General features: G+C 64.2%; 26 protein-coding genes. 14 read left to right on the top strand and 12 right to left on the bottom strand.

Annotated elements, in window-relative coordinates; translation table 11 throughout:
- Position 1: 1 nt before the first annotated feature.
- The 4 genes from FGK64_RS07415 to FGK64_RS07430 all read right to left on the bottom strand — a co-directional run bounded on the left by FGK64_RS07415 (position 2) and on the right by FGK64_RS07430 (position 4,590).
- The gene (locus tag FGK64_RS07415; protein WP_138863181.1) at positions 2-1,618 is read right to left on the bottom strand and encodes a long-chain-fatty-acid--CoA ligase; all 1,617 of its coding nucleotides are present in this window, start codon (positions 1,616-1,618) and stop codon (positions 2-4) included.
- Between the two features lie 20 nt (positions 1,619-1,638).
- Complete coding sequence (locus FGK64_RS07420) at positions 1,639-2,949, bottom strand: TRAP transporter large permease (RefSeq protein WP_138863182.1); 1,311 nt, start codon at positions 2,947-2,949, stop codon at positions 1,639-1,641.
- Positions 2,946-3,467 (bottom strand): TRAP transporter small permease, encoded by a 522-nt coding sequence (locus FGK64_RS07425; protein ID WP_138863183.1) that lies wholly within the window; start codon positions 3,465-3,467, stop codon positions 2,946-2,948. Before FGK64_RS07425 ends, FGK64_RS07420 begins: the two co-directional genes overlap by 4 nt.
- Positions 3,468-3,540: 73 nt before the next feature.
- On the bottom strand, positions 3,541-4,590 hold the full coding sequence (locus FGK64_RS07430) for a C4-dicarboxylate TRAP transporter substrate-binding protein (RefSeq protein ID WP_138863184.1): 1,050 nt from the start codon (positions 4,588-4,590) through the stop codon (positions 3,541-3,543).
- Between the two features lie 223 nt (positions 4,591-4,813).
- Here FGK64_RS07430 and FGK64_RS07435 point away from each other — a divergent pair, with 223 nt between their 5' ends.
- Positions 4,814-5,713, top strand: coding sequence for an MBL fold metallo-hydrolase (locus tag FGK64_RS07435; RefSeq protein ID WP_138863185.1), 900 nt, complete (start codon positions 4,814-4,816; stop codon positions 5,711-5,713).
- 3 nt (positions 5,714-5,716) lie between these two features.
- Here FGK64_RS07435 and FGK64_RS07440 read toward each other — a convergent pair whose 3' ends face one another.
- From FGK64_RS07440 to FGK64_RS07450, 3 genes are read right to left on the bottom strand one after another with little or no spacing between them, the layout of a single operon-like run.
- Positions 5,717-6,499: an SDR family NAD(P)-dependent oxidoreductase gene (locus FGK64_RS07440; RefSeq protein WP_138863186.1), complete on the bottom strand. Its 783-nt coding sequence runs from the start codon at positions 6,497-6,499 to the stop codon at positions 5,717-5,719.
- Positions 6,500-6,520: 21 nt separating this feature from the next.
- Positions 6,521-7,543 (bottom strand): LacI family DNA-binding transcriptional regulator, encoded by a 1,023-nt coding sequence (locus FGK64_RS07445; protein ID WP_138863187.1) that lies wholly within the window; start codon positions 7,541-7,543, stop codon positions 6,521-6,523.
- A 6-nt stretch (positions 7,544-7,549) separates the two neighbouring features.
- A complete protein-coding gene (locus tag FGK64_RS07450) occupies positions 7,550-8,152 on the bottom strand; it encodes a carboxymuconolactone decarboxylase family protein (protein ID WP_138863188.1) in 603 nt (200 codons plus the stop codon).
- A gap of 248 nt (positions 8,153-8,400) precedes the next feature.
- On the opposite strand from FGK64_RS07450, the gene FGK64_RS07455 reads away from it, so the two are divergent.
- The 6 genes from FGK64_RS07455 to FGK64_RS07480 all read left to right on the top strand — a co-directional run bounded on the left by FGK64_RS07455 (position 8,401) and on the right by FGK64_RS07480 (position 13,836).
- Positions 8,401-9,309 (top strand): LysR family transcriptional regulator, encoded by a 909-nt coding sequence (locus FGK64_RS07455; protein WP_171054006.1) that lies wholly within the window; start codon positions 8,401-8,403, stop codon positions 9,307-9,309.
- A gap of 19 nt (positions 9,310-9,328) precedes the next feature.
- Positions 9,329-10,087, top strand: a complete 759-nt coding sequence (locus tag FGK64_RS07460; protein WP_138863190.1) for an SDR family NAD(P)-dependent oxidoreductase — start codon at positions 9,329-9,331, stop codon at positions 10,085-10,087.
- A 124-nt stretch (positions 10,088-10,211) separates the two neighbouring features.
- Complete coding sequence (locus FGK64_RS07465; protein ID WP_138863191.1) at positions 10,212-10,733, top strand: VOC family protein; 522 nt, start codon at positions 10,212-10,214, stop codon at positions 10,731-10,733.
- 15 nt (positions 10,734-10,748) lie between these two features.
- A complete protein-coding gene (locus FGK64_RS07470) occupies positions 10,749-11,849 on the top strand; it encodes an acetoin dehydrogenase dihydrolipoyllysine-residue acetyltransferase subunit (protein WP_138863192.1) in 1,101 nt (366 codons plus the stop codon).
- Positions 11,850-11,858: 9 nt separating this feature from the next.
- Positions 11,859-12,824, top strand: coding sequence for a thiamine pyrophosphate-dependent dehydrogenase E1 component subunit alpha (locus tag FGK64_RS07475; protein ID WP_138863193.1), 966 nt, complete (start codon positions 11,859-11,861; stop codon positions 12,822-12,824).
- A gap of 10 nt (positions 12,825-12,834) precedes the next feature.
- Positions 12,835-13,836 carry an alpha-ketoacid dehydrogenase subunit beta gene (locus FGK64_RS07480; RefSeq protein ID WP_138863194.1) on the top strand — a complete coding sequence of 334 codons (1,002 nt, stop codon included), beginning with the start codon at positions 12,835-12,837 and terminating at the stop codon, positions 13,834-13,836.
- 117 nt (positions 13,837-13,953) lie between these two features.
- On the opposite strand, the gene FGK64_RS07485 is transcribed toward FGK64_RS07480, so the two are convergent.
- The 3 genes from FGK64_RS07485 to dctP form a co-directional block, all read right to left on the bottom strand.
- Positions 13,954-15,255 carry a TRAP transporter large permease gene (locus FGK64_RS07485; protein ID WP_138863195.1) on the bottom strand — a complete coding sequence of 434 codons (1,302 nt, stop codon included), beginning with the start codon at positions 15,253-15,255 and terminating at the stop codon, positions 13,954-13,956.
- 16 nt (positions 15,256-15,271) lie between these two features.
- On the bottom strand, positions 15,272-15,796 hold the full coding sequence (locus tag FGK64_RS07490; protein WP_138863196.1) for a TRAP transporter small permease subunit: 525 nt from the start codon (positions 15,794-15,796) through the stop codon (positions 15,272-15,274).
- 92 nt (positions 15,797-15,888) lie between these two features.
- Positions 15,889-16,989: a TRAP transporter substrate-binding protein DctP gene (gene dctP, locus FGK64_RS07495; protein WP_171054007.1), complete on the bottom strand. Its 1,101-nt coding sequence runs from the start codon at positions 16,987-16,989 to the stop codon at positions 15,889-15,891.
- Between the two features lie 280 nt (positions 16,990-17,269).
- On the opposite strand from dctP, the gene FGK64_RS07500 reads away from it, so the two are divergent.
- Positions 17,270-18,022: an SDR family NAD(P)-dependent oxidoreductase gene (locus FGK64_RS07500; protein ID WP_138863198.1), complete on the top strand. Its 753-nt coding sequence runs from the start codon at positions 17,270-17,272 to the stop codon at positions 18,020-18,022.
- Here FGK64_RS07500 and FGK64_RS07505 read toward each other — a convergent pair.
- Both FGK64_RS07505 and FGK64_RS07510 read right to left on the bottom strand, forming a co-directional pair.
- Positions 18,019-18,813, bottom strand: a complete 795-nt coding sequence (locus FGK64_RS07505; protein WP_138863199.1) for a 2-keto-4-pentenoate hydratase — start codon at positions 18,811-18,813, stop codon at positions 18,019-18,021. The genes FGK64_RS07500 and FGK64_RS07505 overlap by 4 nt on opposite strands.
- Entirely contained in the window at positions 18,810-19,589 is a 780-nt protein-coding gene (locus tag FGK64_RS07510) for a hydroxypyruvate isomerase family protein (protein ID WP_138863200.1), read from the bottom strand. Before FGK64_RS07510 ends, FGK64_RS07505 begins: the two co-directional genes overlap by 4 nt.
- A 110-nt stretch (positions 19,590-19,699) precedes the next feature.
- On the opposite strand from FGK64_RS07510, the gene ilvD reads away from it, so the two are divergent.
- The 6 genes from ilvD to FGK64_RS07540 all read left to right on the top strand — a co-directional run bounded on the left by ilvD (position 19,700) and on the right by FGK64_RS07540 (position 25,890).
- Positions 19,700-21,409 carry a dihydroxy-acid dehydratase gene (gene ilvD / locus FGK64_RS07515; RefSeq protein WP_138863201.1) on the top strand — a complete coding sequence of 570 codons (1,710 nt, stop codon included), beginning with the start codon at positions 19,700-19,702 and terminating at the stop codon, positions 21,407-21,409.
- 14 nt (positions 21,410-21,423) lie between these two features.
- Positions 21,424-22,311 (top strand): NAD(P)-dependent oxidoreductase, encoded by an 888-nt coding sequence (locus FGK64_RS07520; protein ID WP_210236552.1) that lies wholly within the window; start codon positions 21,424-21,426, stop codon positions 22,309-22,311.
- A gap of 54 nt (positions 22,312-22,365) precedes the next feature.
- The gene (locus FGK64_RS07525; RefSeq protein ID WP_138863203.1) at positions 22,366-23,412 is read left to right on the top strand and encodes a TRAP transporter substrate-binding protein; all 1,047 of its coding nucleotides are present in this window, start codon (positions 22,366-22,368) and stop codon (positions 23,410-23,412) included.
- An 85-nt stretch (positions 23,413-23,497) separates the two neighbouring features.
- A complete protein-coding gene (locus tag FGK64_RS07530; RefSeq protein WP_138863204.1) occupies positions 23,498-24,001 on the top strand; it encodes a TRAP transporter small permease in 504 nt (167 codons plus the stop codon).
- On the top strand, positions 24,001-25,302 hold the full coding sequence (locus FGK64_RS07535; protein ID WP_138863205.1) for a TRAP transporter large permease: 1,302 nt from the start codon (positions 24,001-24,003) through the stop codon (positions 25,300-25,302). The genes FGK64_RS07530 and FGK64_RS07535 overlap by 1 nt, the downstream gene beginning before the upstream one ends.
- Positions 25,303-25,350: 48 nt before the next feature.
- Entirely contained in the window at positions 25,351-25,890 is a 540-nt protein-coding gene (locus FGK64_RS07540; RefSeq protein ID WP_138863206.1) for a MarR family winged helix-turn-helix transcriptional regulator, read from the top strand.
- Positions 25,891-25,940 lie beyond the last annotated feature (50 nt).

Consider the following 25,940-nt stretch of genomic DNA (forward strand, 5'->3'; position numbering starts at 1 on the left):
ATCACTTCGGCGCGGCGTATTTTTCGCGCAGGCGTTTCTTGTCGATCTTGCCGACGCTGGTGCGGTCCAGCGCCTCGACCGCGATGAACCGGTCGGGGATCGCGAAGCGCGAGAGTTTGCCCTGATCGACGAACCCTTGCAGGTGCCGCGACAGCTCGGCGCTGTCGATCGCGCCATTCGCCACGATCAGCGCCAGCGGGCGTTCGCCCCACTTGGCGTCTGCCACTCCGATGACCGCGCATTCCGTCACGCTGGCGTGCCGGGTCAGCAGATCCTCGACATCCACCGAGGACACCCATTCGCCGCCGGTTTTGATCACGTCCTTCAACCGATCCACGATCTTCACATAGCGGTCGGGCGTGGCGGTCGCGATGTCGCCGGTGTGCAGGTATCCGCCCTGCCACAGGGCGCGGCTGGCCTCGGGGTTGTTCATGTACCCCCGAGTCAACCACGGCGCGCGGGCGACCAGTTCGCCCCGCGAAACTCCATCGGCGGGCACGTCCTGCATCGCCTCATCTACTATTCGCACGTCCGTCAGGATCGCAGGCCGCCCGGCCAGGATGCGCAGGCCGATGTCGTCCGCGCCTTCGGGCAGCGACTGTGTGTCGACATGGGCGATCAACAGCAGCGGGCAGGTTTCCGACATGCCATAGCCGCAGAAAATGTCGATACCCCGCGCCTGCGCCTGCTCGGCCAGGCTGCGGGTCAGAACCGCGCCGCCCACCACGATTTTCCACCCGGTCAGATCGGCCCCGCCCGGTGCGGCCAGCAGCATTTGCAGGATCGTCGGCACGCAATGGGAAAAGGTCACGCCTTCGCGTTGTTGCAGGGCCAGCAGGCGATCCGGCTCGTAGCGGCCGGGGTAGACCTGTTTCACCCCCAGCGCCGTCGCCATGAAGGGCACGCCCCAGGCGTGAACATGGAACATCGGCGTGATCGGCATGTAGACATCGGACTGGTCGAACCGGCCCTGATCGGTCTTGGTGGCATAGGTCGCGATCAGCGACAGCGTGTGCAGCACGATCTGGCGGTGGCTGTAGAACACCTGCTTCGGCTGCCCGGTGGTGCCGGTGGTGTGAAAGGTGGTGGCGGTGGTCGTCTCGGGCAGTTCGGGGAAATCGTAACGGTCGGACGCCCTGGCCAGCAGCGGCTCGTAACAGATCGCGCCGTCGATCGGGCCATCGTCGGGCAGCATCACAATGCCGCAGGGAAAGGCGATGTGTTCGGCCAGAGCCGTGACAACCTCGGCAAAATCCGGATGCACCATCAGCAGGGCAGGGCGCGTCTGTGTCAGCGTGAACAGGATCTGGTCAACACTCAGCCGCACGTTCACCGTTTGCAACGTCGCCCCCATCATCGGCACGGCAAAGAAGCATTCCAGATAGCGGTGGCTGTCCCAGTCCATCACCGTCACCGTGTCGCCCGGGCGCACGCCCAGGCCCGCCAGCCCGTCCGCCAGCCGCTGCACCCGCGCGCGCAGCTCGCGATAGGTGAACCGCAGATCGTCGCGATAGACGATCTCCTGGTCGGGGTCATAGCGGGCAGGCGAAAACAGCAGTTGCCCGATCAGCAGGTTCTGCTGTGGCATCAGCCCGGTTTCCGGGTCGGTGTCGTGCATGTCTGGTCTCCGGGGGCGGGCTACATCATCGTGTCGGGCAGATAGGTCGAGATCTCGGGGATCAGGATCAGCACCGTCAGGATCACCAGTTCGATCAGGATGAAGGGCAGGATGCCGACGTAAACCTCGCCTATCGTCACGCGCCCTTCGGACGCGCCGACCACGGCAAACAGGTTCAGCCCGACGGGGGGCGTGATCACTCCGATCTCGATCATCTTGCACAGTATCACGCCGAACCAGATCGGGTGCATCCCGTAGGCCTGGATCACCGGAAAGACGAAAGGCACCGTCATCACCAGCATCGACAGCGGGTCGATGAACATGCCCAGCACGAAATACATCAGCACCATCAACAGGATGAACATGCCCGGCGACAGCCCGCTGCCGGTGACGAACCCGGTCAGGTCCGACACAAAGCCTGACAGCACAAGAAAGCGCGAAAACAGCAGCCCGGCGATGATCAGCACGAATAGCACGGCTGTCAGTTCCGCCGTTTCCCGGGCCGAAGCCCAGACCTGCCCGGCGGTGATGCGTCGCCGCAGCACCGCAATCGCCAGCGCCCCGGTCGCGCCCAACGCGCCTGCGGTGGTGGGCGGCGTGATGCCCGAATAGATGCCCCCCAGCACGATGAACACCAGCACCAGCATCGGCCAGATGCCCCGCAGCCCCAGCACCTTTTCCCGCAGGGTTGACCGTGCCTCGGACCGGGGAATCCAGTCGGGCCGGATGCGCGCGATCAGCGGGATCGCCGCCATATAGCAGGCGGCGGTGAAGATGCCCGGCAGAATACCCGCCATGAACAGCTTGCCGATGCTTTGTTCAGTCAGGATGCCGAAGATCACGAAGGTTAGCGAAGGCGGGATCAGCGCGGCAAAGGTGCCGGCGGCGGCGATCACCCCTGCACTCAGCCCCTTGTGATAGCCGCGCGCGATCACCTCGGGCAGGGCGATGCGGGTGAACATTGCCGCGTTCACGATGGTGGACCCGGAAATCGCGGAAAACCCGGCCGAGGCCATGGTGGTCGCCATCAGAAGGCCCCCGCGCAGCCCCTCCATCCAGCGGTTCACGGCCGTGTAAAGCTCGGATATGATGCCGGAAAAGGCGGCGATGGTGCCCATCAGGACAAACATCGGAATGACGGCGAAGGAATACTCGCTGGCGACCGAATAAGGCAGCGATTGCACCATCACGAACAGAAAGGTCGCGCCGCCCGTCATATACAAACCTACGGCGCCCACGATGCCGATGGAAAAGGCGATGGGAATGCCGAACCCCGCCATGGCGATCATCGCGGCAATCGCGATCAGCCCGTTTGTCAGCACGTCCGTCATGGCTGGGCCGCCTGTTGCGTGACGGTGTGGCCGGCCAGCACATGCACCAACTGCCGCGCGGCTTCGAGCGTGGCGACCGCGCAGCCGAAGGCCAGCAGGAATTTTCCCGGGTAGATCGGGATCGGAGTCCCGCCCGAGGCATATTCGTTGATCGCAAGACTGTGCAACGCCTCTTGCCCGCCGAACCATGCGATGGTGCCGAAAAACGCCATCGCGGCAATCCGTGCGCTGGCCTGCGACAGGCGCATCAACCAGCCGCGAAAATGACCCGAGACGATGTCGACCGCGATATGCGCGCTTTTCATCTGCGCAGCGGCAAGGCCGGTGAAGACGACGATCACCAGTGCGACCTCGGACACTTCAAGCGCGCTGGGCAGCGGTTTGCCCAGAACCGAGGTGCCGATGATGTCGGCGGTGCCCACCACCGCAAGGATGGCGATGAACGCCGACGCCAGCGCCAGCGCGGCGCGGCAGAGCCATTGGATGCCAGTGTCGAGAAAGGCAAGTATCTGCCGCATATGGGAATTTCCGTTCTCTCAAAATCCGGGGCAGGGGCCGCGCGGGCCCCCGCCTGTGCCGCTTGGGCGCGGATCAGTCCTGCGCGGCCTTGTCATAGGCGGCCATCAGCGCCTCGGCATAGGCTTTGCCTTCGTCGCCCATGCCGCGGTCTTCCATCGCCTGCACCCACAGGGCGACCATGTCGGGCACGGCGGCGTGCAGCGCCTCGGGGTCGTCAAAGGCGACCATCTCGGCCCCGGCGGCCAGCATCGCCTGCTTCGCGCGGGCGCTGTCGGCTTCGGATTGTTCGTTCCACCACAGCGTCACCTCTTCCCCGACACGGGTCAGCAGGGCCTGCGTGTCAGGTGTCAGCTTGTTGAAGGCATCAAGGTTCATGCTGTCGGAATAGGCCACGATCCCGCCCATGGGCACGTCGACGATATATTTCGCGACCTCATGCAGCTTGTAGGCCTCCATGTCGGGGAAGGACGAATAGGTGCAATCCAGCGAGCCGCGTTTCATCGCCTCGTAGGCATCTGCGACGATCACGTTGACGGGGGTTGCGCCAATCGCTTCCAGCATCTTGGGGATATAGTTGCCAAAGGATTTGACTTTCAGCCCCTTGAAATCATCCATGGTTTTCACCGGCTGAGTGCAGAGGAAATAGAAATTGTCCAGCGCCCGGAAAATCAGCGGCTTGATATTGTTGGCTTCATATTCCGCAATTTGAGATTCGTTCGTTTTGCCCATTTCGATCAGGGCTTCAATTGCTGCGGCGGGATCCATGAATGTATGTGGAATCGCATTTGTCATGGAATACAGTGGCAATTGCGATATGAAATACCCGGGAACGATGTCTGAAATATCAACCGCGCCTTTCGATACCAGATCAAGCGCCTCTTTCATTCCGCCAAGCGAGCCGCCCCAGAACATCTGGAACTTGACCTTGCCATCGCTTTGTTCGGTCACCTGTTCGTTGAAGCGTTCGGTGGTCACGACCATCGGATAGGTCTGCGGCAGGCCGGTGGCGTGGCGCAGCGTGACATCGGAATAATCTTCTGCGGCAAGGTGTTGTCCAAAGCCAGCGGTGAGCGTAGCGGCGACAAGCCCGGCGCGCAGCAACGGGTTCGCGAATGGTGCCATTGGTATGATCCTCCCTAGATCGTGGTGCGGCGCGCGGATCTTCTTGCCCGGCTCCCGCGTGACAATTTTCAAGCTGTGAAAATAATGTTTGCGGTTCTCCGATTTCTATTCCATTCAATACAGGGTCCGCGACCGGTCGCAAAGCCCCGAGTGGCGAGGCGGTATGAAATCTGATAAATCCGCGACATGAGGCGCGGCCGGGCGGGTAAATCGGGAGGGTGCGATGAAAACCTTGGACCTGGGGAATGTTACGGTCGACAAGATTGTCGAAAATGAACATATGTGGCTTGATCCGTTCTGGCTGTTTCACAATATTGACCAGCCGACAATCGATCGCAATTTACACTGGATGCAGGATTTCCTGTTCGACCGGGCGGCCAACCGGATCAGCCTGAGCTTTCACAGCTTCCTGATCCGGGCGGGCGGGCGCAACATTCTGGTCGATACCTGCGTCGGCAACCACAAGGAGCGGCCCGGAACGCCGTTCTGGAACAAGCTGAAAACCACGCAGTACATGCGCGATCTGGCGCGCCACGGGTTGACTCCGGCGGATGTTCACATGGTGATGTGCACACATCTGCATGTCGATCACGTCGGCTGGAACACCCAGCTTGAAGATGGCCGCTGGGTGCCGACCTTTCCGAACGCGCGCTACATCTTCGGGCGCGCCGAGTTCGACGGCCACGCCGCGCGGCAGGCGGACACACCGGACACGCCGATCAACCGCGGGTCCTGGGCCGACAGCGTTCTGCCTGTGGTCGACGCCGGTCTGGCCGAGCTGGTCGAGGATGATTTCACCGAAGCTCTGGGGCTGGAAGAACGGATTACCCTGTTGCCGACACCGGGTCACACGCCGGGGCATTTCTGTATCAATGTCGAAGGGCGGAACGATGCCGGGCTGATCACCGGCGACGCGATCCATCACCCGATCCAGCTGCGTGAACCGCATCTGGTGAACAATGGCGACATGGATGTGCCCCATGCCCGCCGCACGCGCGAGGCACTGATCCGGCAACTGGCCGACAGTGGGCAGGTGATGCTGCCTTGTCATTTTGCAGGCCCGACCGCCGGTCGTATTCGCGACGATGGGGCGGGGCTGCACTGGTTCGATTTCCTCGACTAGGTGCTACAGCGTCGCGCCGCCATCCACCACAAGTTCCAGCCCGGTGACATAGCGCGACTCGTCCGAGGCAAGGAACAACGCCGCATTCGCGATATCCTCGGGAGTGCCCTGATGGCCCATTGGGCAGCGGGCATCGCGGGCGGCCATCGCGGCGTCACGCTCGGCGTCGGTTTTGAACAGGGCGGCGGCGTGGGGCGAATTGATCAGCCCCGGCAGGATCACGTTGGCGCGAACATGGTGCGGCGCATATTGCCGCGCGATCACCCGGGTCATCCGGTTCAGCGCGGCCTTGGACACGTTGTAGGACAGGAACTGCATCGGGCTCCACCGCAGGCTGGCGATGGACGACACCATGATGATCGAGCCGGATTTCTGATCTATCATGTGCGGCACGGCAGAACGCGCGGCGGCCATCGCGCCCTTCAGATTGATATCGAACACCCGGTCCCAGCTGTCGTCAGTGACTTCGATCAGCTCGCCAAAGGCTTCGATGCCGACGTTGTAATGCAGAATGTCGATGCGCCCGTAGCGGTCGATGCAGGCGGCGATGGTGGCGTCGATCTGGTCGGTTTTGGCCACATCGACCTGAAACGCGCTGGCTGTGCCGCCAAGGGCCTCGATTTCCGTCACCGTGCGGTCAGCGGCCTGGGGCGAGATATCGGCGCACAGCACCGTGGCCCCGTGGCGCGCGAATGTGACGGCAGCGGCCGAACCGTTGCTGGCGCCCTCTCCGATGGACCCGGCGCCGATCACCACGGCAATCTTGTCGTTCAGTCGCTGGGTCAATCTGTGGTCCTTTTGAAACGGTTACGCTCCAGGCGATCCGCAGGATTCGCGTTCGATGAGCTGGGTCGGGATGATGATGCGCTGGGGGGCGCCGTCTTCGGATTTGTCGAGCCGGCGCAGCATCAACTCGGCCAGCATCTGGCCCACCAGCTCGAGGTCCCATGTCACGGTGGAAATCGACGGGGCGTGCAGGCGGGCCAGATCGGTATCGCCGACGGTCAGAACGCTGACATCCTGCGGAATGCGCAGCCCGTTCTGACGCAACCCCTGCAGTGTTCCGGCCAGCATCCGGGTGCCGAGCGTGAGAAATGCGGTGGGCGCAGGGCGCAGCGACATTAGTGACAGCGCCTCGCTTGCCACGAAATCCATTGAGGATTTATGCGCGCGGATCAGGTCGTCGCGCGGCTCGAATCCGCGCTCGGCCAGCGCCTCGGTGTACCCGGCAATCCGTTCGCGCCCGGGGCTGAGTTTGCTGGACGAAGACAGCAGCGCAATGCGTTCATGTCCAAGGTTCAGCAGGTGGCGCGTGGCCTCGTAAGCGGCGCGGCGGTGATCCACGTGCAGCCCGCTTTGATCGCTGCCAACGTCGCGGTCGTAGCCGACGATCGGCACGTCGTTCTGGTCAAGGTCTTCCAGCAGCGGCACGTTTTCCGCCGCGCAGGGGCCCATGATCAGCCCATCGACCCGGCGGCGGCGGAACAGGTCGATCAAGGCGCCCTCCCGCTCACTTTCATTGTCGGTATTGCCCACCAGCAGCGCATAGCCCGCCTGTTGCAGCCGCTTTTCCGCGGCCCGGATCACCCCGGCAAAGAACGGGTTCGACAGATCGGTGACCAGCATCCCGATCACCATGGTGGATTTCAGCCGCAGGCTTTGCGCAATCGCATCCGGTTGATAACCCAGCTTTTTCGCCGCATTCGTGACCCGGATCACCGTGGCTTCGCTGACGCGGCCGCGCCGGTTCAGCGCGCGAGAGGCGGTTCCGATGGAAACGCCCGCTGCGGCGGCAACATCCTTGATCGTCTTGCGGCTGCGGTTGGTCACGGCGGGTTACGTCCTGCGATAGTCCTTCGGGAAATGCGCCTGCCCGATTTCAAGCGGCACGCCCGTCGTTTTAGTGTAATACGACGCCAACCGATATACGCCACAGGCAAAAACCAGCTCGATCACCTGCGGACTGTCCCAGATCCGCGTCAGCTTGGCCCAGGTTTCGTCCGAGACGTTGCTGTTTTCATGCAACTCGTCCGCCATGCGCACCACCAGCCTGTCTTCGTCGGTCCAGTTCGGGTGGGCCAGATCGGCGTCACTTTCAGCAACAGCGAGTTCATCCGCCATTGCATCGTCCAGATCGCAGCGTTTGCCGAAAATCGCGACATGCATCCCCCAGGGGTATTCGGCACCGCTGCGCGCGGTGGTGCGCATGATGGCGATTTCCTTGGGGCGTAGCTCGACCTTGGCGCCGAATAGTACCGCATGGGCCAGCGCCTGAAATTTGCCCGCCAGTTCCGGGTGATGCGCCATCGACAGCCGCAGATTCTGAGGCGAGAGGCCTGTAAAGGCCGTATTCTCGATCGCCTGTCGGGTCGCATCGTCATAAGGCGGCTGGCGCAGGGCCAGCCGTTCGGATCGAGGCGGGTTCTGTTCGGCGGTCATTGTGGCTCCAGGCGTGTGTAAAAACGTTTGTGCTTTTTGTCTGAAAAGTTGCGCGCCTGTCAAGGGTGGGATTTGCGCGGCGCGCAGGGAGAGCCGGGGCGTCCCCGAGATAATTGCATATTTACCCGTCTGTATGGCCAGTCTTCATCTTCTTGACAGGAAATATGGGGCGCCGTAGCTTGCGCAAACGTTTTTGCAATATTGCGACTCGCGAATGTCGCATCGGCGCCAGGAGAGGGCGGTACAAGATGAGACGGCCCGATCTGAACATCCTGGTGATCCTTTGCGCGGTCTACCGCGAGGGCAGCGTGACCCGCGCCGCCGAGCGCCTGAACCTGACGCAATCCGCGATCAGCCACGGGCTGGGGCGGTTGCGGCTGCTGTTCGATGACCCGCTGTTCGTGCGCAAGGGCAACCGGCTGGTGTCGACCCCGCTGGCGCGCAGTCTGGCCGAGGATGCGGCCGAAGGGCTTGACCGGCTCGAGGCGCTGTTCGAGCGGCAAAGCAGCTTTGATCCGGCGGGCAACGTGCGCACGTTTTCCATCGGCGTGCGCGACGTGCTCGAGGCATCGCTGGTGCCGCCGCTGATCGACATGATGATGGAGGACGCGCCGCAATCTTCGCTGGTGTCGATGCATGTGCGCCGCACCTCGATGGAAACGCGGCTGGCCTCGGGCGCGGTGGACGCGGTTGTCGATGTTTGTCTTGAACAGCCCGAAGAGGTGATGAGCGAGCGGATTTCCGACGAGGAATTCTGTGTCGTGGCCCGGCGCGGGCATCCGCTGGCCTGCAAGCCGCTGGATCTGTCGGCCTATCTGGACAGCGAACATGTGCTGGTCAGCGTGCGGCAGGAAGGCGACGCCTTTGAGGACGCCAAGCTGCGCAGCCTTGGGCACCGCCGCACAATCCGTCTGCGGTGCCAGCACTACCTTGCCGCCTATCGCGCCGTGCGCAATTCCGACCTGATCGCCACGATGCCGATGCGGCTGGCGGTGATGTTCCACGACCCGGAGGAGGTTGACCTGCTGCCGGTGCCGTTTGAAATCGGGCGGATGGATTTTCACCTGTATTGGCACGCGACCCGCGATGCCGATCCGGGCAACCGCTGGTTCCGCCAGATGGTGCGGCGCGCGGTGCGCTGGCGTCAGGCGGCCTGAGACACAATCGGAGAGGGACATGACAGGATTGATGGAGGGCCGCGTCGCGGTCATCACCGGGGCAGGGCGCGACACTGGCATCGGATTTGCCACCGCGCGGCTGTTCATCGAACACGGCGGCCGGGCGGTGCTGTGCGATCTGCCGTCGGAATCGCCCAAGGACCGTGCCGCCACGTTGGGCGACAATGCCATAGGGGCCGAGTGCGACGTGACCGATGCCGCGTCCTGCGCGGCGGCGGTGCAGGCGGCGATGACGGCCTGGGGCCGCGTCGATTGCGTGGTGAACAACGCCGGGCTGACCCAGCGCCGCAAGGTGGCCGAGGTGACGCCCGAGGATTACGACCTTGTCACCAACGTGGTGCTGCGCGGCACCCTGCTGATGACTCAGGCGGCGCTGCCGCATCTGTCGCGCGATGGGTCCGGTTCCATCGTCAACGTGTCGTCCCTGTCGGCGTTGCAGGGTGGCGGCATCTTTGGCGGGCCGCACTACTGCGCGGCCAAGGCCGGGGTGTTGGGGCTGACGCGCGCCATGGCCAAGGAATTCGGCCCCGACGGCATTCGCGCCAATGCCATCGCGCCGGGGCTGATCATGACCGATTTCTCGCGCCGGGGCCCCTCGGCCGATCCGGGCAAGATCGAGGCCGCCAAGTCCTATCCGCTGGGCCGTCCCGGCGCGCCCGAGGATATTGCCAATGCCGCGCTTTACCTCGCCTCGGACCTGGCAAGCTATGTCACCGGGGTCACGCTCAGCGTGAACGGCGGATCCTTCATCGCCTGAGCGCGGCGCGTTTCGCGCATGAAACAGCCTCATGCCGCAAATGAGCGAGCCATCATTTGCGGTGTGACCCCGCTCTCCGGCATCACTGTTTCAGATTGAAAAGAAACGAAAAAGGAGCGCGCGGATGAGCCGGATTTTCGGCCCGGTGCGGCAGCTGGGCTATGTTGTCCACGATATCGAGGCCGCGATGGCCCATTGGACGGGCACGCTGGGCATCGGGCCCTTCTACCTGTTCCGGGATGTGCGGATCGAGGATTTCGAATACCGCGGCACGCCGCAGCCGGTGCAGCTGAAGATCGCGATGGCCAACGACGGCGACATGCAGGTCGAACTGATCGAACAGATCAACGATGTGCCCTCGGGCTACCTCGATCATCTGCACGACCATGGGCAGGTGCTGCACCATACCTCTGCCTGGACCACGGATTTCGATGCCGCGATGGCGCGCATCCTGAAGGCGGGGCACCGGGTGCTGCAATCGGGGCGGATCGGCGACAACCGGCTGGCCTATTTCGAAACGCAAGGCGCCTATGGCTCCACCACGATGGAGCTTTACGACGTGTCGGGCCGCGCCACGCGGCTGAACGACAAGCTGCGGCAGGCCGCCCGCGACTGGGACGGCAGCGACCCGGTCATCCGGTTTTAGACACAGGAGAGAACGATGGCCATCAAGGCGATCCGCATGCCCAAATGGGGTCTTGCGATGGAAGAAGGCACGATCATCGACTGGCTGATTGCCGAAGGCGATGCCGTGGCCGAGGGCGACGAGATCCTCGAGATTGAAACCACCAAGATCACCAATGTGCTCGAGGCGACGAACGCCGGCCAGCTGGCCCGCATCGTCGCCCGGACGGGCGAGGTGATGCCCGTGGGCGCGATCATCGGCGTGCTGACCGAGGGCGAGGTGAGCGAGGGAGAGGTCGATGCCTTCCTGGCCGACAGCCCGGCGGTCGAAGTCGCCGCCGAGGACGACGAAGACGACACCGCACTGGCGTTGCAAACCGTCACCGTGAACGGGCGACGCATGAACGTGGCGCAGGCCGGGTCCGGGCGCGCGGTGGTTCTGCTGCATGGGTTTTCGGGCGATCACGGCAACTGGCTGTTCGCCATCGAGGATCTGAAAGGCGCGGCGCGGGTGATCGCGCCCGATCTGCCGGGGCATGGCGCCTCGGAAAAGGATGTGGGCGACGGCTCGCTTGCCACCCTGGCCGATACGGTCGCCGCGATGCTGACCGGGATGGAGGTGTCGGACGCCATTGTCGTGGGGCATTCGCTGGGCGCGGCGGTTGCGATGCGGCTGGCGCTGGATCACCCCGCGCTGGTCGGGCAACTGGCGCTGGTCTGCCCGGCGGGTCTGCCCGGTGGGGTGGTGAATGACGATTTCCTGTCGGGGATCGTGCGTGCCGAAAAGGCGCGCGATGTGAAAAAGGCGCTGCAACTGCTGGTGCGCGACCCCGCGACTGTCAGCCGCGACATGGTCGACGGCGTGACCCGCGCGATCCGGCTGGACGGGGCGCAGGCCGCGCTGGGCGTGCTGCGCGACCGGATGCTGGACGGCGCCGATTTCGCCGCGCTGCACGGCGCGCTGGATGCGCTGCCGCCTGTCACGCTGATTGCCAGCCGCAACGACACCATCGTCGGTGCGCCCGATGTCGCCGCGTTGCCCGATGGCTGGGCCGTGCACTGGCTGGATGACGCGGGGCACCTGCCGCATCTCGAAACCGCGGCAGAGGTCAACGCCCTGCTGCGCGCCCTGATCTGAGGAGAGACCATGCAACTGAGCCGAGACGAGCTGAAACGGGCCTATACCTCGATGTATGCGATCCGCGCGTTCGAGGAACGGGTGGAAAAGGAATTTGCCGATGGCACCATCCCCGGGTTTGCCCATGTGTATCTGGGGCAGGAAGCCTCGGGCGTGGGGGTGTGTTTCGATCTGACCGACGAGGACCAGATCGGGTCGACCCATCGCGGCCACGGGCATTGCATCGCCAAGGGCTGTGAAATCGAGGGCATGTTTCTTGAGATCATGGGTCGCGATGGCGGCATCTGTGGCGGCAAGGGCGGGTCGATGCACATTGCCGATATGGACAAGGGCATGTTGGGTGCCAATGCCATCGTGGGGGGCAGCCCGCCCATCGCGGTGGGCGCCGCGCTGACGCAGAAACTGCGCGGCACGGATCGCGTGGCGGTGGCGTTTTCGGGCGATGGCGCGTCGAATCAGGGCACCACGCTCGAGGCGATGAACATGGCCGTCATCCTCAAGGTGCCGATGATCTTTGTCTTTGAAAACAACGGCTATGGCGAATTCACCGCGTCTGAATACTCGGTCGGTGCGCCGTCGCTGTCCGATCGCGCGGCGGCCTTCGGGATGCCCGCGCAATGCGTGGACGGGGGCGATTTCTTTGCCGTGCACGCGGCCATGCGCGAGGCGCTGGCCCATGTGCGCGCGGGCAAGGGGCCCTATACGCTGGAAACCCGCTGTTCGCGGTTCCTGGGGCATTTCGTGGGCGACCCCCAGAAATACCGCAGCCCCGAGGAACTGGCGCAGGCGCGCGCCAACGACCCGATCCAACGCTTCCGCGACAAGGTGACGACGGCCGCCCTGCTGGACATATCCGAGCTGGACGAGATCGAGCAGCAGATCCGCGCGCGGGTCGAGGCGGCGGCAGCAGCGGCACGGGCCGCGCCGATGCCCGCGCTCGAGACGCTCGAAACCGATGTTTACGTGACATACTGAAAGAGCTGACATGGCCAGAATATCCTACCGCAAGGCGGTCAATCAGGCGCTGGACCAAGAAATGACCCGCGACGCCAGCGTGATCCTCATGGGGATCGACGTGGGTGGCGGCTCGGGCGGGTCGGGCGATGTCGGCTCGGTCGGGGGCGTGATGGGGGTGACCAAGGGGCTTTACCCCAAGTACGGTCCCAACCGGGTGATCGACACGCCGATTTCCGAGAGTGCCATCATCGGCGCGGCCGCAGGCGCGGCGGTGACGGGGATGCGCCCAGTGGCCGAGCTGATGTTCGTCGATTTCATCGGCGTCTGTCTTGACCAGATCTACAACCAGGCGGCCAAGTTCCGATACATGTTCGGAGGCAAGGCGCGCACGCCGCTGGTGATCCGCACGATGGGCGGGGCAGGAATGCGGGCCGGGGCCCAGCACAGCCAGAACCTGCACCCGATCCTGACGATGATCCCGGGGCTGAAGGTGGTAATGCCGTCGAACCCCTATGATGCCAAGGGCCTGCTGATCCGCGCGATCCGCGACGACGACCCGGTGGTGTTCCTGGAATCCAAGGCGCTGTACGACATGAAGGGCGAAGTGCCGGAAGAAGCCTATGAAATCCCCTTTGGCGAGGCGAATTTCCTGCGCGACGGGGGCGATGCCACCATCGTCGCCTTTGGCGCGATGGTGCCGCGCGCGATGCAGGCCGCCGACCGGCTGGCCAAGGACGGCATTCGCGTCACCGTGATCGACCCGCGCACCACCTCTCCGCTGGATGAAGAGGCGATTCTGGACAGCGTCGATGAAACCGGGCGGCTGGTGGTGGTGGATGAAAGCCCGCCGCGCTGCTCGCTGGCCGCCGATGTGGCCGCGCTGGTCGCCTCGCAGGCGTTCGACGCGCTGAAGGCGCCGGTGGGCATGGTGACCTGCCCGCACACGCCGGTGCCGTTCGCGCCGAACCTTGAAGATGCCTATATGCCCAGCGCCGAAAAGATCGAGGCCGCCGTGCGCAAGACGCTCTGATCCGGCGATCCTCCCAAGGACCGGACACAGCAAGACCCCGCCGGGTTCCTCCCCGGCGGGGTCTTTTTTATCTCGGATGGGGGAAGGAGAGGCAGCGGCGGACCGCTGCCAACCCGGTCAGATCAGGATCAGCGCGATGTCGTTGAAGGCGATCAGCAGCGCGATGATCAGCACCTCGACCAGAACAAACGGGATCGCGCCCTTGAACGCCTGCATCACGTCGATCTCGGGCACCGTGTTCTTGACCACGAAGATGTTCAGCCCAACAGGCGGCGTGATGGCCCCGATCTCGGCGCATTTGGTGACAAGGATCCCGAACAGCACCGGGTGAATGCCTGCATCGAGAACCACCGGAAAGATGATCGGCAGAGTCAGCAGCATCATGGTGATGGCATCGACAAAGAAGCCAAGGAACAGGTAGGGCAGCAGCAGAAGCAGCGTCAGCTGCCACACCGGCAGGTCGAACTGCGTCAGCCACAGCGTCAGCTGTTGCGGCACCTGCGTCGTCGTCAGCGCAAGGCCGAAGAACCCCGCCCCGATGATCAGCAGGAACACGCTGGAGGTGGTCACTCCGGTGTCGACCAGCCCGCGCCAGATGATCGCGCGCCGGTCGCCGCCGCGTACCAGCACGATCAGCACGGCCCCCGCGGCGCCAAAGGCGGCGGCCTCGGTCGCGGTGCCGATGCCAAGATAGATGGTGCCCATCACGATCAGGAACAGCAGCAGGATTTCCCAGCTGTCGAGCGCGGCGCGCGCCTTGGCGCGCAGGCTGGTGCCCTGGCCGCGCGTGTCGGGCCCGGCGCCCGGCACAAGCTTGACCCAGCCGAACAGCATGATGGCATACAGAACCGCCGTCAGAACCCCCGGCACGATCCCGGCCAGGAACAGGTCGGGGACAGAGGTTTCCGTGGCAATCGCATAAACGATCAACAGCCCCGAGGGCGGGATCAGCACGCCCAGCGTCCCGGCGGCGGCCACGCTTCCGGCGGCGATGGCCTGCGAATACCCCTCGCGCAGCATGCGCGGCACGGCGACCTGCGCCACCGTGGCGGATGTCGCAAGGCTCGACCCGGACACGGCGGCAAAGCCCGCGCAGGCAAAGACGGTCGAAATCGCCATGCCGCCCGGCAGGGCGCCCACCCAGACGCGCGCGCTGTCAAAGGCGCGATGCGCGATGCCGGCGGAAAAGCTCATATGCCCCATGAACAGGAACAGCGGCAGCACCACATAGGCCAGATTGGCCGAGGCCGAATAGGGAAAGGTCGAGACAAGGAATTCGGTCGCGATCCACGGCCGGGTCAGCATCAGGCCGATCAGCCCGGCGGTCAGCAGCGAATAGGCAATCGGAATGCCGATCACCAGCAGGACAAGCATCCCGCCCAGAAGGCCGAAGCCAAGTGCAAGGTCTACGGATTGCATGGATGGTATTCTTTCTTCAAAGCGAGCCGCTGTGATCGGGCAGGCCGGATTTCAGCCTCTCCTGCCCCCAGATGGCCGAGCCGACGAGGTCCGACAGAATTTGCAACGTCAGAAGGCAAAGCCCGGCGGCAAGAATGATACGCTCGGGCCAGATCGGCCAGGGATGCACCCCGAACGACGTTTCGCCCATTTCGGTGGCCTCGATGGCATAGGCGGTGGCGAGCCATGCAATCATGCCGATCCCCACCAGAGCGACCGACAAGGACACGATGCGCTGCAGGTATTTCCAGCGTGGCGACAGCAGATCGGTCAACACGGTGACCTGAAAGTTCGAATCCGTTGCTTGCGCGCCCGCCATGCCCAGAAACACCTTCACGATCAGCAGCATCACGCTGATCTCGGTCGCCAATGGCAGCGGCGCCGCGAAAAAGGCGCGCCCGATCACATCGGTCAGGATCACCACCATCATCGCCCCGGTCGCCAACCCGCTGAGCGAACCGACGGCGACGCTAAAGCGTGACATCCAGATAAACAGTTTCATTTCAGCGGCCTCCCTTGCCTGTCGTGTCCTGCCTCATGCAAACGGGCCACGGCGTATGACTGCCGTGGCCCGCCCGCCTGCCCGTTGTCAGGTCAGTTGCCTGCCTTCATCTTGGCGTAGGTGGCCAGACCGGGGGTATAGACGGCGTCGGCCTCGTATTTTTCGACCAATTCGACAAACTGATCGTACAGTGCGCCGCCATTCTCTGTCACCTCGGATGCGGTTTCGATGTACTTTTCGCGCATCACCGGGCCCATGACCTTCTTCCACTCGGCGGCTTCCTCGTCGGTGGATACGATGACCTCGACGTTGGTATCTTCCTCGATCCACTTCTTGGCGGCGGTGGCGATGGCATCGTTGATTAACTCGACATAGCGGCCCGGTACTTCGGCAGCGACCTCTTCGATCACGGCTTTCTGCTCGTCGCTCAGCTTGTCAAAGCTTGCCTGGTTGAACGACGCGATCGAGACCGAGTTGATGCCCAGACGGCCCGCGTCCGAGGCATAGGCGACGATCTTCGGCACGCCGTTGTTCACCGCGCTGTCAAAGGGAGTGTTCGCCATTGCGTCGATGGCCTGACGGTTCACGGCTTCCACCGCGTCGGCAAAGCTCATCGGGACCGGCGAGGCGCCGCCCTTTTCCACACCCCAGGCGATGGCGGCCACGGCGCGGATGCGCTTGCCATCCATGTCGCTGGGCACGCGCACCGGGAAGCTGCCCCAGATACCGCCATCCGGGAAGGGCAGGGCCCACATCATCTGCACACCCTGCGAAGTGAATTCGTTCTGCAGGTCGGCGTTGGAGTCGTACAGGTCCTTGAAGGCATAGACGACCGCGTCGGCCTTTTCGGTGATCCAGGGCAGCACCACGTTCGACAGCGGATAGACCTTGGGGTTGTAGGCCTGCGGCACGCCGGTGGAAAAGTCGATCGCCCCGCGTGACAGGCCGGGGTAAAGGTCGGGTGCTTTCATCAGCGACCCGCCGTAGTAGCGTTCAAAGGTGATATCGCCGCCGCTGCGCTCTTCCACCTGATCCATGAACCACTTGTCCAGCGTGGTCGCGATCGACCGTTCACTGATATAGCCGGCATAAACCAGCTTGGTCTCGGCCAACGCGGCGCTGGCAAGGCCGGAAAGCGCCGCGGCTGCCGCAGTTGCGCAAACGATATTGCGGATATTTAGATTGAATTTCACTTTGTCCTCCCTTTCCCGGAGCGGTGCGTCCGGGGTTCTCCTGTCGCGCTTGCGGCGGGCGGTTCTGCCGAATGTCTGCAGAATTCTGCCGCGCAAGCTGCGCATTACTCAATCTTATCACGGCTTTTGCGATTTGTATCAAGTGAACTGACTTCAATCCGCGAAACATGCGGGGCTAATGGCGCGTGGTGTTTTTGGGGCGTCTGATGGATTTCGGTTGTCATTGCGCGGGGTGTCGGGGCAAGTTTGTGAAAACGTTTTTACAATGATGAGGGGCGGGATGGAGCCAAGTGGATACGCCGGACGGGTAGCCGTGGTGACGGGGGGCAATCGCGGCATCGGGTTGGAATGCGCGCGGCAGCTGGCGCAGGCGGGGGCGCGGATCAGCCTTTGGGCGCGGGATGCCGCCGCGCTGGAGCGCGCCGCGCAGGAACTGGCTCCGCTGGCGCAGGTGCATACGGCAGTGGTGGATATCGGGCAGGAGGAGGCGGTGCGCGGCGCTGCCGCCGATACGCTTGCGCACTTCGGCAAGGTCGACGTGTTGGTGAACAACGCCGGCATCCTTGGTCCCCGCGCCCCGGTGCAGGATTACCCGGCCGAAGAGTTCGAGCGGGTGATGCGGATCAACCTGTTCGGCACCTTCCATTGTTGCGCGGCGCTGGTGCCCGCGATGGTTGCGGCTGGATACGGGCGCATCGTCAACGTCGCCTCGGTCGCGGGCAAAGATGGCAACCCCTTCGTTTCGGCCTATGCGGCGTCAAAGGCGGCGCAGATCGCCTTCACGAAATCGCTGGGGAAAGAGCTGGCCGACAAGGGTGTGCTGGTGAACGCCGTCACGCCCTCGGCCAGCCCGACCGAGATTTTCGGCGCGCTGGACGAGGCGCGCAAGGCCGCGCTGTTGGCGAATGTGCCGATGCGCCGCTTTGTCGAACCCGAGGAGGTGGCCCGTCTGATCCTGTGGCTGGGTAGCGAGGCCTGTTCCTTTTCAACAGGCGCCACCTTTGACATCTCGGGCGGGCGGGCGACCTTCTAGGCCAGGGTGATCTCGACCTGGCCCAGCTGCGTCATCTCAACCGTGATCGTGCCGGGCGCGTCGCAATGCCAGATCGGGCAATGGGTGCCACACAGCACGATCTGCCCGGCCTCTAGCGTCAGCCCGCGTGCGGCAAGGTGATTGGCCAGCCATGTCACGGTTTCAATTGGCGGCTGCGGCGCGGCGCCGGTCACATCGTGCTTGCGGGTTCCGCCAATGTCGATGGTGGTGCGCAGCGACAGCGTATCCAGATCGGCGGGCGCACAGCCGGGCCCGCCGATCACGCAGCCCACGTTGGAAATATTCTGCGCGATCACATCGGCAATCTGCGCGTTGGGCATGTCGATCCCGCGCATGTCGAGCAGCTCGAACGCGGGCACAAAGCGGTCGATAGCGGCGGTCACGGTGTCAGCATCGAATGGCCCATCCCCGGGTGCCAACGTGGTTTTCATCACGGCGGCGATTTCCGCCTCGAACGCGAATTGCGCGTAATCACCCAGCGCCAGCTGCGCCGGTCCGGTGTGGCATTGCTGCGCGAACATCCGGCCCGAGGCCGGCTCGGTCAGGTCAAAGCGATCCATCAGCGCCTGCGAATTCGCCGCGATCTTCCACCCGGCAATCGCGCCATGGCGGGGCGAGGCGGCAAGTCCAGCGGCGACCGCGTCTTGCAGCGCATAGGCCTGCGCCAGAGTGCGCGGCGGGGTCGTGGCATAGGCGTCGAACGTCGCGTTCCCAAGGGTGTCGGCGACGATTCGGTCGGCGATAGCGGCGTCGGCGGGGGTGGTGGTCATGCTAGTATCCTCTTGAAGTCGGGGATCCAGCCCAGCTGGTCCGTGGTGGCCCCGGCGGGGCGGTATTCGGCGGATACCACATCGGCGTATCCGGTGGCGCGCAGCGCGTCGAAGGCGCGCGCAAAATCAATGGTCCCGGTGCCCGGTTCATGGCGGCCGGGCGTATCGGCGAATTGCACATGACCGATGCGTTTGCCCGCAGTGCGGATGGCCTCCAGCAGGTCAGGCTCGGTGATCTCCATGTGATACAGGTCGAACTGCAAGGCCAGATTGTCATGGGCGGCTTCGTTCAGAACCGACAGGGCGGCGCCGAGCGAGGGCAGGAAGAAGCCCGGCACATCGCCCGGATTGACCGGCTCGACCATCACGCGCACGCCGATACCGGCAAACACCTCTGCGGCGTGGCGCAGGTTCGCCACCAGCGTGGCACGGCAGGCGGCCGGGTCGGCCCCCTCTGGCGGGCGTCCTGCCAGAACATTTACCTTCCGAACCCCCAGTGCTTTAGCCTGACGCGCGCAGGTCTCGACCGCGCGGGCAAAGGCGGGTTCTTCGCCGGGAAGCGAGGCCAGCCCGACCGCATCGCCCGGGCCCCGCGGCACGTTTATCAGAACGACGGGCAGGCCGGTGTCGCGAATCGCGGCCTGCAACGGCGCGATGTCGGCATCATCGGGGAACTGGATTTCGACACCTTCGAACCCCGCCGCGCGCGCCTGGTCCAGCCGCTGCGCCAGCGCGACCTCGGTGAACATCATCGAGATATTCGCGATCAGCTTCATCCACCCCTCCACTGGAAAAACCCGGAAAAACCCCGTTGACAGCTAACGCCATCCCCGCATTTAATTCAAATGTAAAATGTCTGATTATAAACCTTCTTGGGAGCAAGCAATTGACGTCAAGCAAGCCAAAGCTGCGGTCGCGCATCACCACCGATGGAATCGACCGCACCCCGCACCGTGCCTTCATGCGGGCGATGGGCCTAGATGACGCGGCGATTGCGAAACCGATGGTGGGCGTGGTCAGCCAGAAGGGCGAGGTGACGCCCTGCAACATGACCCATTACACCCAGGTCGAATATGCCAAGGAAGGCGTGGCGATGGCGGGCGGCACGCCGCGCGAATTCACCACGATTTCCGTGTCGGACGGCGTGGGCATGAACCACGAAGGCATGAAATTCTCGCTCGTCAGCCGCGAGCTGATCGCCGACAGCATCGAGGCGGTGATCCACGGCCACGCCTATGACGGGCTGGTGGGCTATGGCGGTTGCGACAAGACGCTGCCGGGCGTGATCATGGGCATGGTGCGCTGCAACGTGCCGTCGGTTTTCGTCTACGGCGGCTCGGCGCTGCCGGGGCGGTTCGACGGGCGCGACGTGTCGGTTCTGGACACCTACGAGGCCGTCGGCGCGGTGCAGACCGGCACCATGACACAGGACGAGCTGACCCAGATCGAGGAAGCCTGCAAACCCACCATCGGCGCCTGCGCGGGCCAGTTCACCGCCAACACCATGGCGATGGTGTCCGAGGCGCTGGGACTGACGGTGCCGAATTCGTCAATGATCCCGGGCGTGTATTCCAGCCGCAAGGGCGTGGGCCACAAGGCGGGCGAGTTGGTGATGCAGATGATCGAACGCGGCGGCCCGCTGCCGCGCGAGATCGTGACGCGCAAGGCGCTGGAAAACGCCTGTGCCATCGTCGCCGCGACGGGTGGCTCGACCAACACCGCGCTGCATATTCCCGCCATCGCCAACGAGGCCGGGATCAAGTTCACCGCCGACGACGTGGCCGAGGTGCTGCAACGCACGCCTTTCATCGGCAACCTGCGTCCGGGCGGCAAGTATCACGCCAAGGACGTGTACGAGATCGGCGGCGCGCATGTCGTCATCAAGGAACTGATCGCCCATGGCTTCATGCACGGCGACACGCTGACAGTGACGGGCCGCACTCTGGCCGAGGAAGTCGCCGACGCCCCCGCGCCGGACGGAGAGGTGATCCGCACCGTGGAAAGCGCGATCATGAGTTCGGGCGGGGTGGTCGTGCTGAAGGGCAACCTGTGCCCCGATGGCGCGCTGCTGAAGGTGGCCGGGCTGAAATCGTTGACCTTCACGGGCACCGCCCGCGTGTTCGAGAGCGAGGATGAGGCGGTGATCGCCGTACACAGCCGCGATTACGAGGCCGGGCAGGTGCTGATCGTGCGCAACGAAGGCCCCGTCGGCGGCCCCGGTATGCGCGAGATGCTGGGCCTGACCGCGCTGATCTATGGGCAGGGGATGGGCGAAAAGGTCGCCCTGCTGACCGACGGGCGGTTCTCGGGGGCGACGCGCGGCATGTGCATCGGCCATGCCTCGCCCGAGGCGGCAACCGGCGGGCCGCTGGGCCTTGTCCAGAATGGCGACACCATCACCATCGACGGCAAGGCCGCGACGATCACGCTGGATGTGTCAGAGGCCGATCTGGCCAAGCGCCGCGAAAGCTGGACCGCGCCGGAAACCCGGCACAAGGCGGGGCTGCTGTCGAAATACGCGAAAACGGTGGGGCAGGCGCATGAAGGCGCGGTGACCCATCCGGGCAATGCCCAATGGCCCGAAACCAAACGCTGATCCGAGGAACGATGATGACCGATAAACTCACCCTTGGATATGTCGGCACCGGGCTGATGGGCGCGCCCATGGCGGGCCGTCTGCTGGCCGCGGGCCACAGCGTGCATGTCTGGAACCGCACCGCCGCCAAGGCGCAACCGCTGATCGACAAGGGCGCCGTGGCGGCCGAAACCATCGCCGACTTGGTCCGCGCCGCCGACGTGGTGTTCATGTGCCTGACCGACACCGCCGCCGTGCGCGAGGCGGTGTTCGGCGAAAACGGCGTCGCCGCCGGGGCAAAGCCCGGTTCGGTGCTGGTCGATTTCTCGTCGATCCAGCCCGAGGCCACGCGTGAGATGTCGGCGCGGCTGAAGGCTGAAACAGGGATGGACTGGATCGACGCGCCGGTTTCTGGCGGCGTGCCGGGCGCCGAGGCCGGAACGCTTGCGATCATGGCGGGCGGGGACGAAGCGGCGTTTGCCCGGGTCGAACCCTATGTTCTAAACATGGCCGCGCGGTTCACGCTGATGGGGCCCAGCGGGGCAGGGCAGACGACGAAGCTGTGCAATCAGGTGATCGTCGGCTGCACCATGGCGGTGCTGGCCGAAGCGACGCGGCTGGCCGTGAACGCAGGTGTTGATGCCTCGCGCCTGCCCGAGGCGCTGGCCGGAGGCTTTGCCGACAGCAAGCCGTTGCAACTTTTTGTGCCACGAATGCTGAACGCACAGCACGAACCGCCCCTTGGACACGCCTATACCATGCTGAAAGACTTGGATTCGGTGCACGATCTTGCCAAGGCTAGCAAATCGTCGGCGCCCTTCGCCGCCATGGCGGCGGAACAGTTCCGGCTTCTGACGGCGCGTGGCGGCGATACCGCCGATGCGCTGGAAATTTACAAGCTTGGCGCGCCCACCGCGCTCTAGGCAAAACCGCAATCCCGGGAACGGGTATAACAACTGAAAAATAGGGAGATTTCAATGAACTGCATCAAAGGCCTCATGCTGTCGGCGGCCTTCAGCCTTGCGGCTGTGCCCGCGCTGGCCCAGGACGTCACGACCATGCAAATCGGCTCGTGGCTGCCGCCGCACCACCTGATCGTATCCGGGATCATCAAACCCTGGGCCGAAGCCATCGAGGAAGAAACCGGCGGCTCGCTCAAGTTTGAAATCATGACCTCGCCGTTGGGCCCGCCCCCGGCACAGTTCGACCTGCTGCTGGATCAGTCGTTCGACGTGGGCTATGGCGTCAGCGGTCACAACGCGGGACGGTTCACCATGACGCAGGTGATCGACCTGCCGTTCATGTCGCCTGACCCGTGGGCCGGGTCTGCCGCCTCGTGGCTGACCTATCAGAAGTTCGGCGCCGAATACGGTGAACACAACGGCGCCCATGTCGTCGGTCTGTTCGCGCATTCCAACCCCAACGTGAACATGGCCAAGGGCCGCGTCGAAAAGCTGTCGGACCTCGAAGGCAAGACGATCCGCGTGGGCGGCAACGTTACCGGCCGGATCATGTCAGAGCTGGGTGCCTCGCCGGTGCAGCTGCCCCCGACCGAAGCGCAGACCGCCATGTCGCGCGGTGTGGCCGACGGCATCACCTTCCCCTCGGAATCGATCGACTTCTTCGGGATCACCCCGGTCATCAGCTCGATCACCCGTATCCCGGGCGGGTTGTACACCGACACCTTCTGGGTGGCCTTCAACCAGGACAGCTGGGACAGCCTGACCGACGAGCAGCGCGCCGCGGTTGAAAAGCACTCGGGCATGGGCATTGCCATGCTGGCCGGCTGGGCCTGGACCAACGGCGACACCTACGGCGAAGCCAAGCTGACCGAGAACGGGGTGGAATTCATCTCTCTGTCCGAGGAAGACGTGGCCGCCGCGCAGGAAAAGCTGAAGCCGCTGGAAACCGAATGGCTGGCACAGGCCAAGGAAAAGGGCTTCGACGGCGAGGCGATCCTGGCCTATACCCGCGCGATGGTTGAAAAATACCGCGCCGACAAATCGGTGAACGTGGTCAAGTAAGGCCCTCACCGCGCGGCGCCGCACCCGTGGCGCCGCACACCCAGACCCATGCGGCCCGGCCCGCACAGGACACGGTATTCTTTTCATGTTCAAGACCTTCGACAGGATCTGCCTTGCGCTGGCCTGGCTGTCTGGTGGCATTGCCGCCTTTGTGATGGCGGTGACCTTCGTGGGCGTGGTGATGCGCTACCTGTTTCGCGCGCCGCTGATGGGCGGGTTCGAGATGATCGAGATCGGCATGGGGCTGATCGTGTTTACCGCGCTGCCGCTGATGGTGCTGCGGCGGGGCAATATCGCCGTCACCATCCTGTCGGATCGCTTTCCACCGCTGCTGGCGCGCGGTGCCACGCTGCTGGGCGACCTGATCGGCGCGGTGCTGATGGGGTTCATCGCCTGGCGCGTCTGGCTTCAGGGCGCGCGGCTGCTGACCTATGGCGAGGTCACGATGGAGCTGCGCATCCCCAAGGGGCTGATCGCGCAGGGCATGTCGGTTCTGCTGGCAGTGACTGCCGTATCGTTCCTTGTCTGCGCGATTGCCGCGCTTCGCCGCGCCGAGGGGCTGCGCACATCGGGCACGGGGGGCCTGTAATGGGAGTTTGGGAAATCGCGCTGCTGTCGTTCGGCGGCGTCTTTGCACTGATGATGGTGGGCATTCCGATTGCCATCTCGATGCTGCTGATCGGGCTGTCCGGCATCTGGCTGACCATCTCGGAACGCACGGCCATGGGCATGATCGGGCAGCTGCCGATCAACGCGACAATGTCTTACGAACTGTCGGTGCTGCCGATGTTCATCCTGATGGGTGTCTTCGTGACCCGCGCCCGCATGTCCGAGGATCTCTACCGCCTGTGTCACGGCTTTGTCGGGCATATGCGCGGCGGTCTGGCGGCTGCCACCATCCTGGCCTGTGGCGGCTTTGCCGCGCTCAGCGGGTCGTCGATTGCGACGGCGGCCACCATGGCCAAGGTCGCCGTGCCGGAGATGCGCCGCTATGGCTATGCCGAGGGGTTCGCGGCGTCGGCCGTGGCCGCTGGTGGCACGCTGGGCATCCTGATCCCGCCGTCGGTCATTCTGGTGCTGTATGGCATCGCCACGGGCACCGACATCGGGCTGCTGTTCATCGCCGGGGTCGTGCCCGGCATCCTTGCCATCGCGCTGTACCTTGTCGCGATCCGCATCGCCGCGCAGCTGGATGCCAGCTGTGCCCCCGCCGCGCCGCGCGCGGATTGGGCCGTGCGGATGCACTACATGCGCAGCGTCGGGCCGATCCTTCTGCTGTTCCTTGCGATCATCGGCGGGCTTTACAAGGGCGTCTTTACCCCGACCGAGGCCGGGGGCGTGGGCGCGACCGGCGCGCTGGCCTTCGCGCTGTGGCGGCGCGCGCTGTCGCTGTCGGGCTTTGTCGATGCGCTGCTGGAGACGGTACTGACCACGGCCAGCCTGTTCCTTGTGCTGATCGGGGCGCTGGTGTTTTCCAACTACATGAACCTGATCGGCCTGCCCAAGGCGCTGTCCGACCTCATCATCTCGGGCGGGTTCGGGCCGATGCAGGTAATCCTGATGATCCTGCTGATCTACCTCGTTCTGGGGATGTTCATGGAAAGCCTGTCGATGATCCTGCTGACGATCCCGATTTTCTTCCCGATCGTCACCGCCATGGGGTTCGACCCGATCTGGTTCGGCATCTTCGCCGTGATGGTCACGGAACTGTCGCTGATCACGCCGCCGGTGGGGCTGAACCTGTTTGTCATCAAATCCGTGGTGCCAGACCTCTCGGTGGGGCAGATGTATCGCGGGATCCTGCCGTTCGTTCTGGCCGATGTGGCGCGGATTGTCCTGATCATCCTGTTTCCGGCCATCGTCATGTTCTTGCCGCTGCTGGCGCAGTAACGCGCGCCCGCCGCCAATCAGGCCAACCCAGCACAGGGAGCTGCGTCAATGCCCAAACAAGAAGAGCATACCGCGCTGGCCTATGAACCCGTCACGGCGCCCGACACGGACACACTGGACCTGGGCATCCTTGACGATTTCATCGGCATGCACCTGCGTGTGGCATACGAGGTGGCCTATGACGATTTCGCCTGGCGGCTGGGCGATGTGGCGCTGCGGCCGGGGTATTTCACCATCCTCACCCTGATCGTGCGCAACCCGCGCATCAGCCAGACGCAGATCGGGCTGGCGTCGTCACGGGACAAGTCCAGCATCACCAACGCCCTGCGCTGGATGGAGGACAATGGCTATGTCACGCGGCTGCGCTCGGCCCACGACAGGCGCACGCATCTGAGCGTGGCGACGGACAAGGGCAAGGCACTGCAGGCCGAGATGGAGGCCAAGGCGACCGCCCATATCGACGTTCTGAACGCCGCCATCGGCCCCGGCAAGCGCGACGAATTCGTTGCTCAGCTGAAGCGGCTGATCGAAACGCTGCGCCAGGCCCAGACCGAGGCCAACACCGAGGCCTGCGCCCAGACACGCTGAATCCAACGCTTGCATACCACCGCAGCGTGGCGTCATCTGGTGCAAAGGCG

It is taken from the genome of Arenibacterium halophilum (assembly GCF_005938225.1).
Taxonomy (GTDB): domain Bacteria; phylum Pseudomonadota; class Alphaproteobacteria; order Rhodobacterales; family Rhodobacteraceae; genus Arenibacterium; species Arenibacterium halophilum.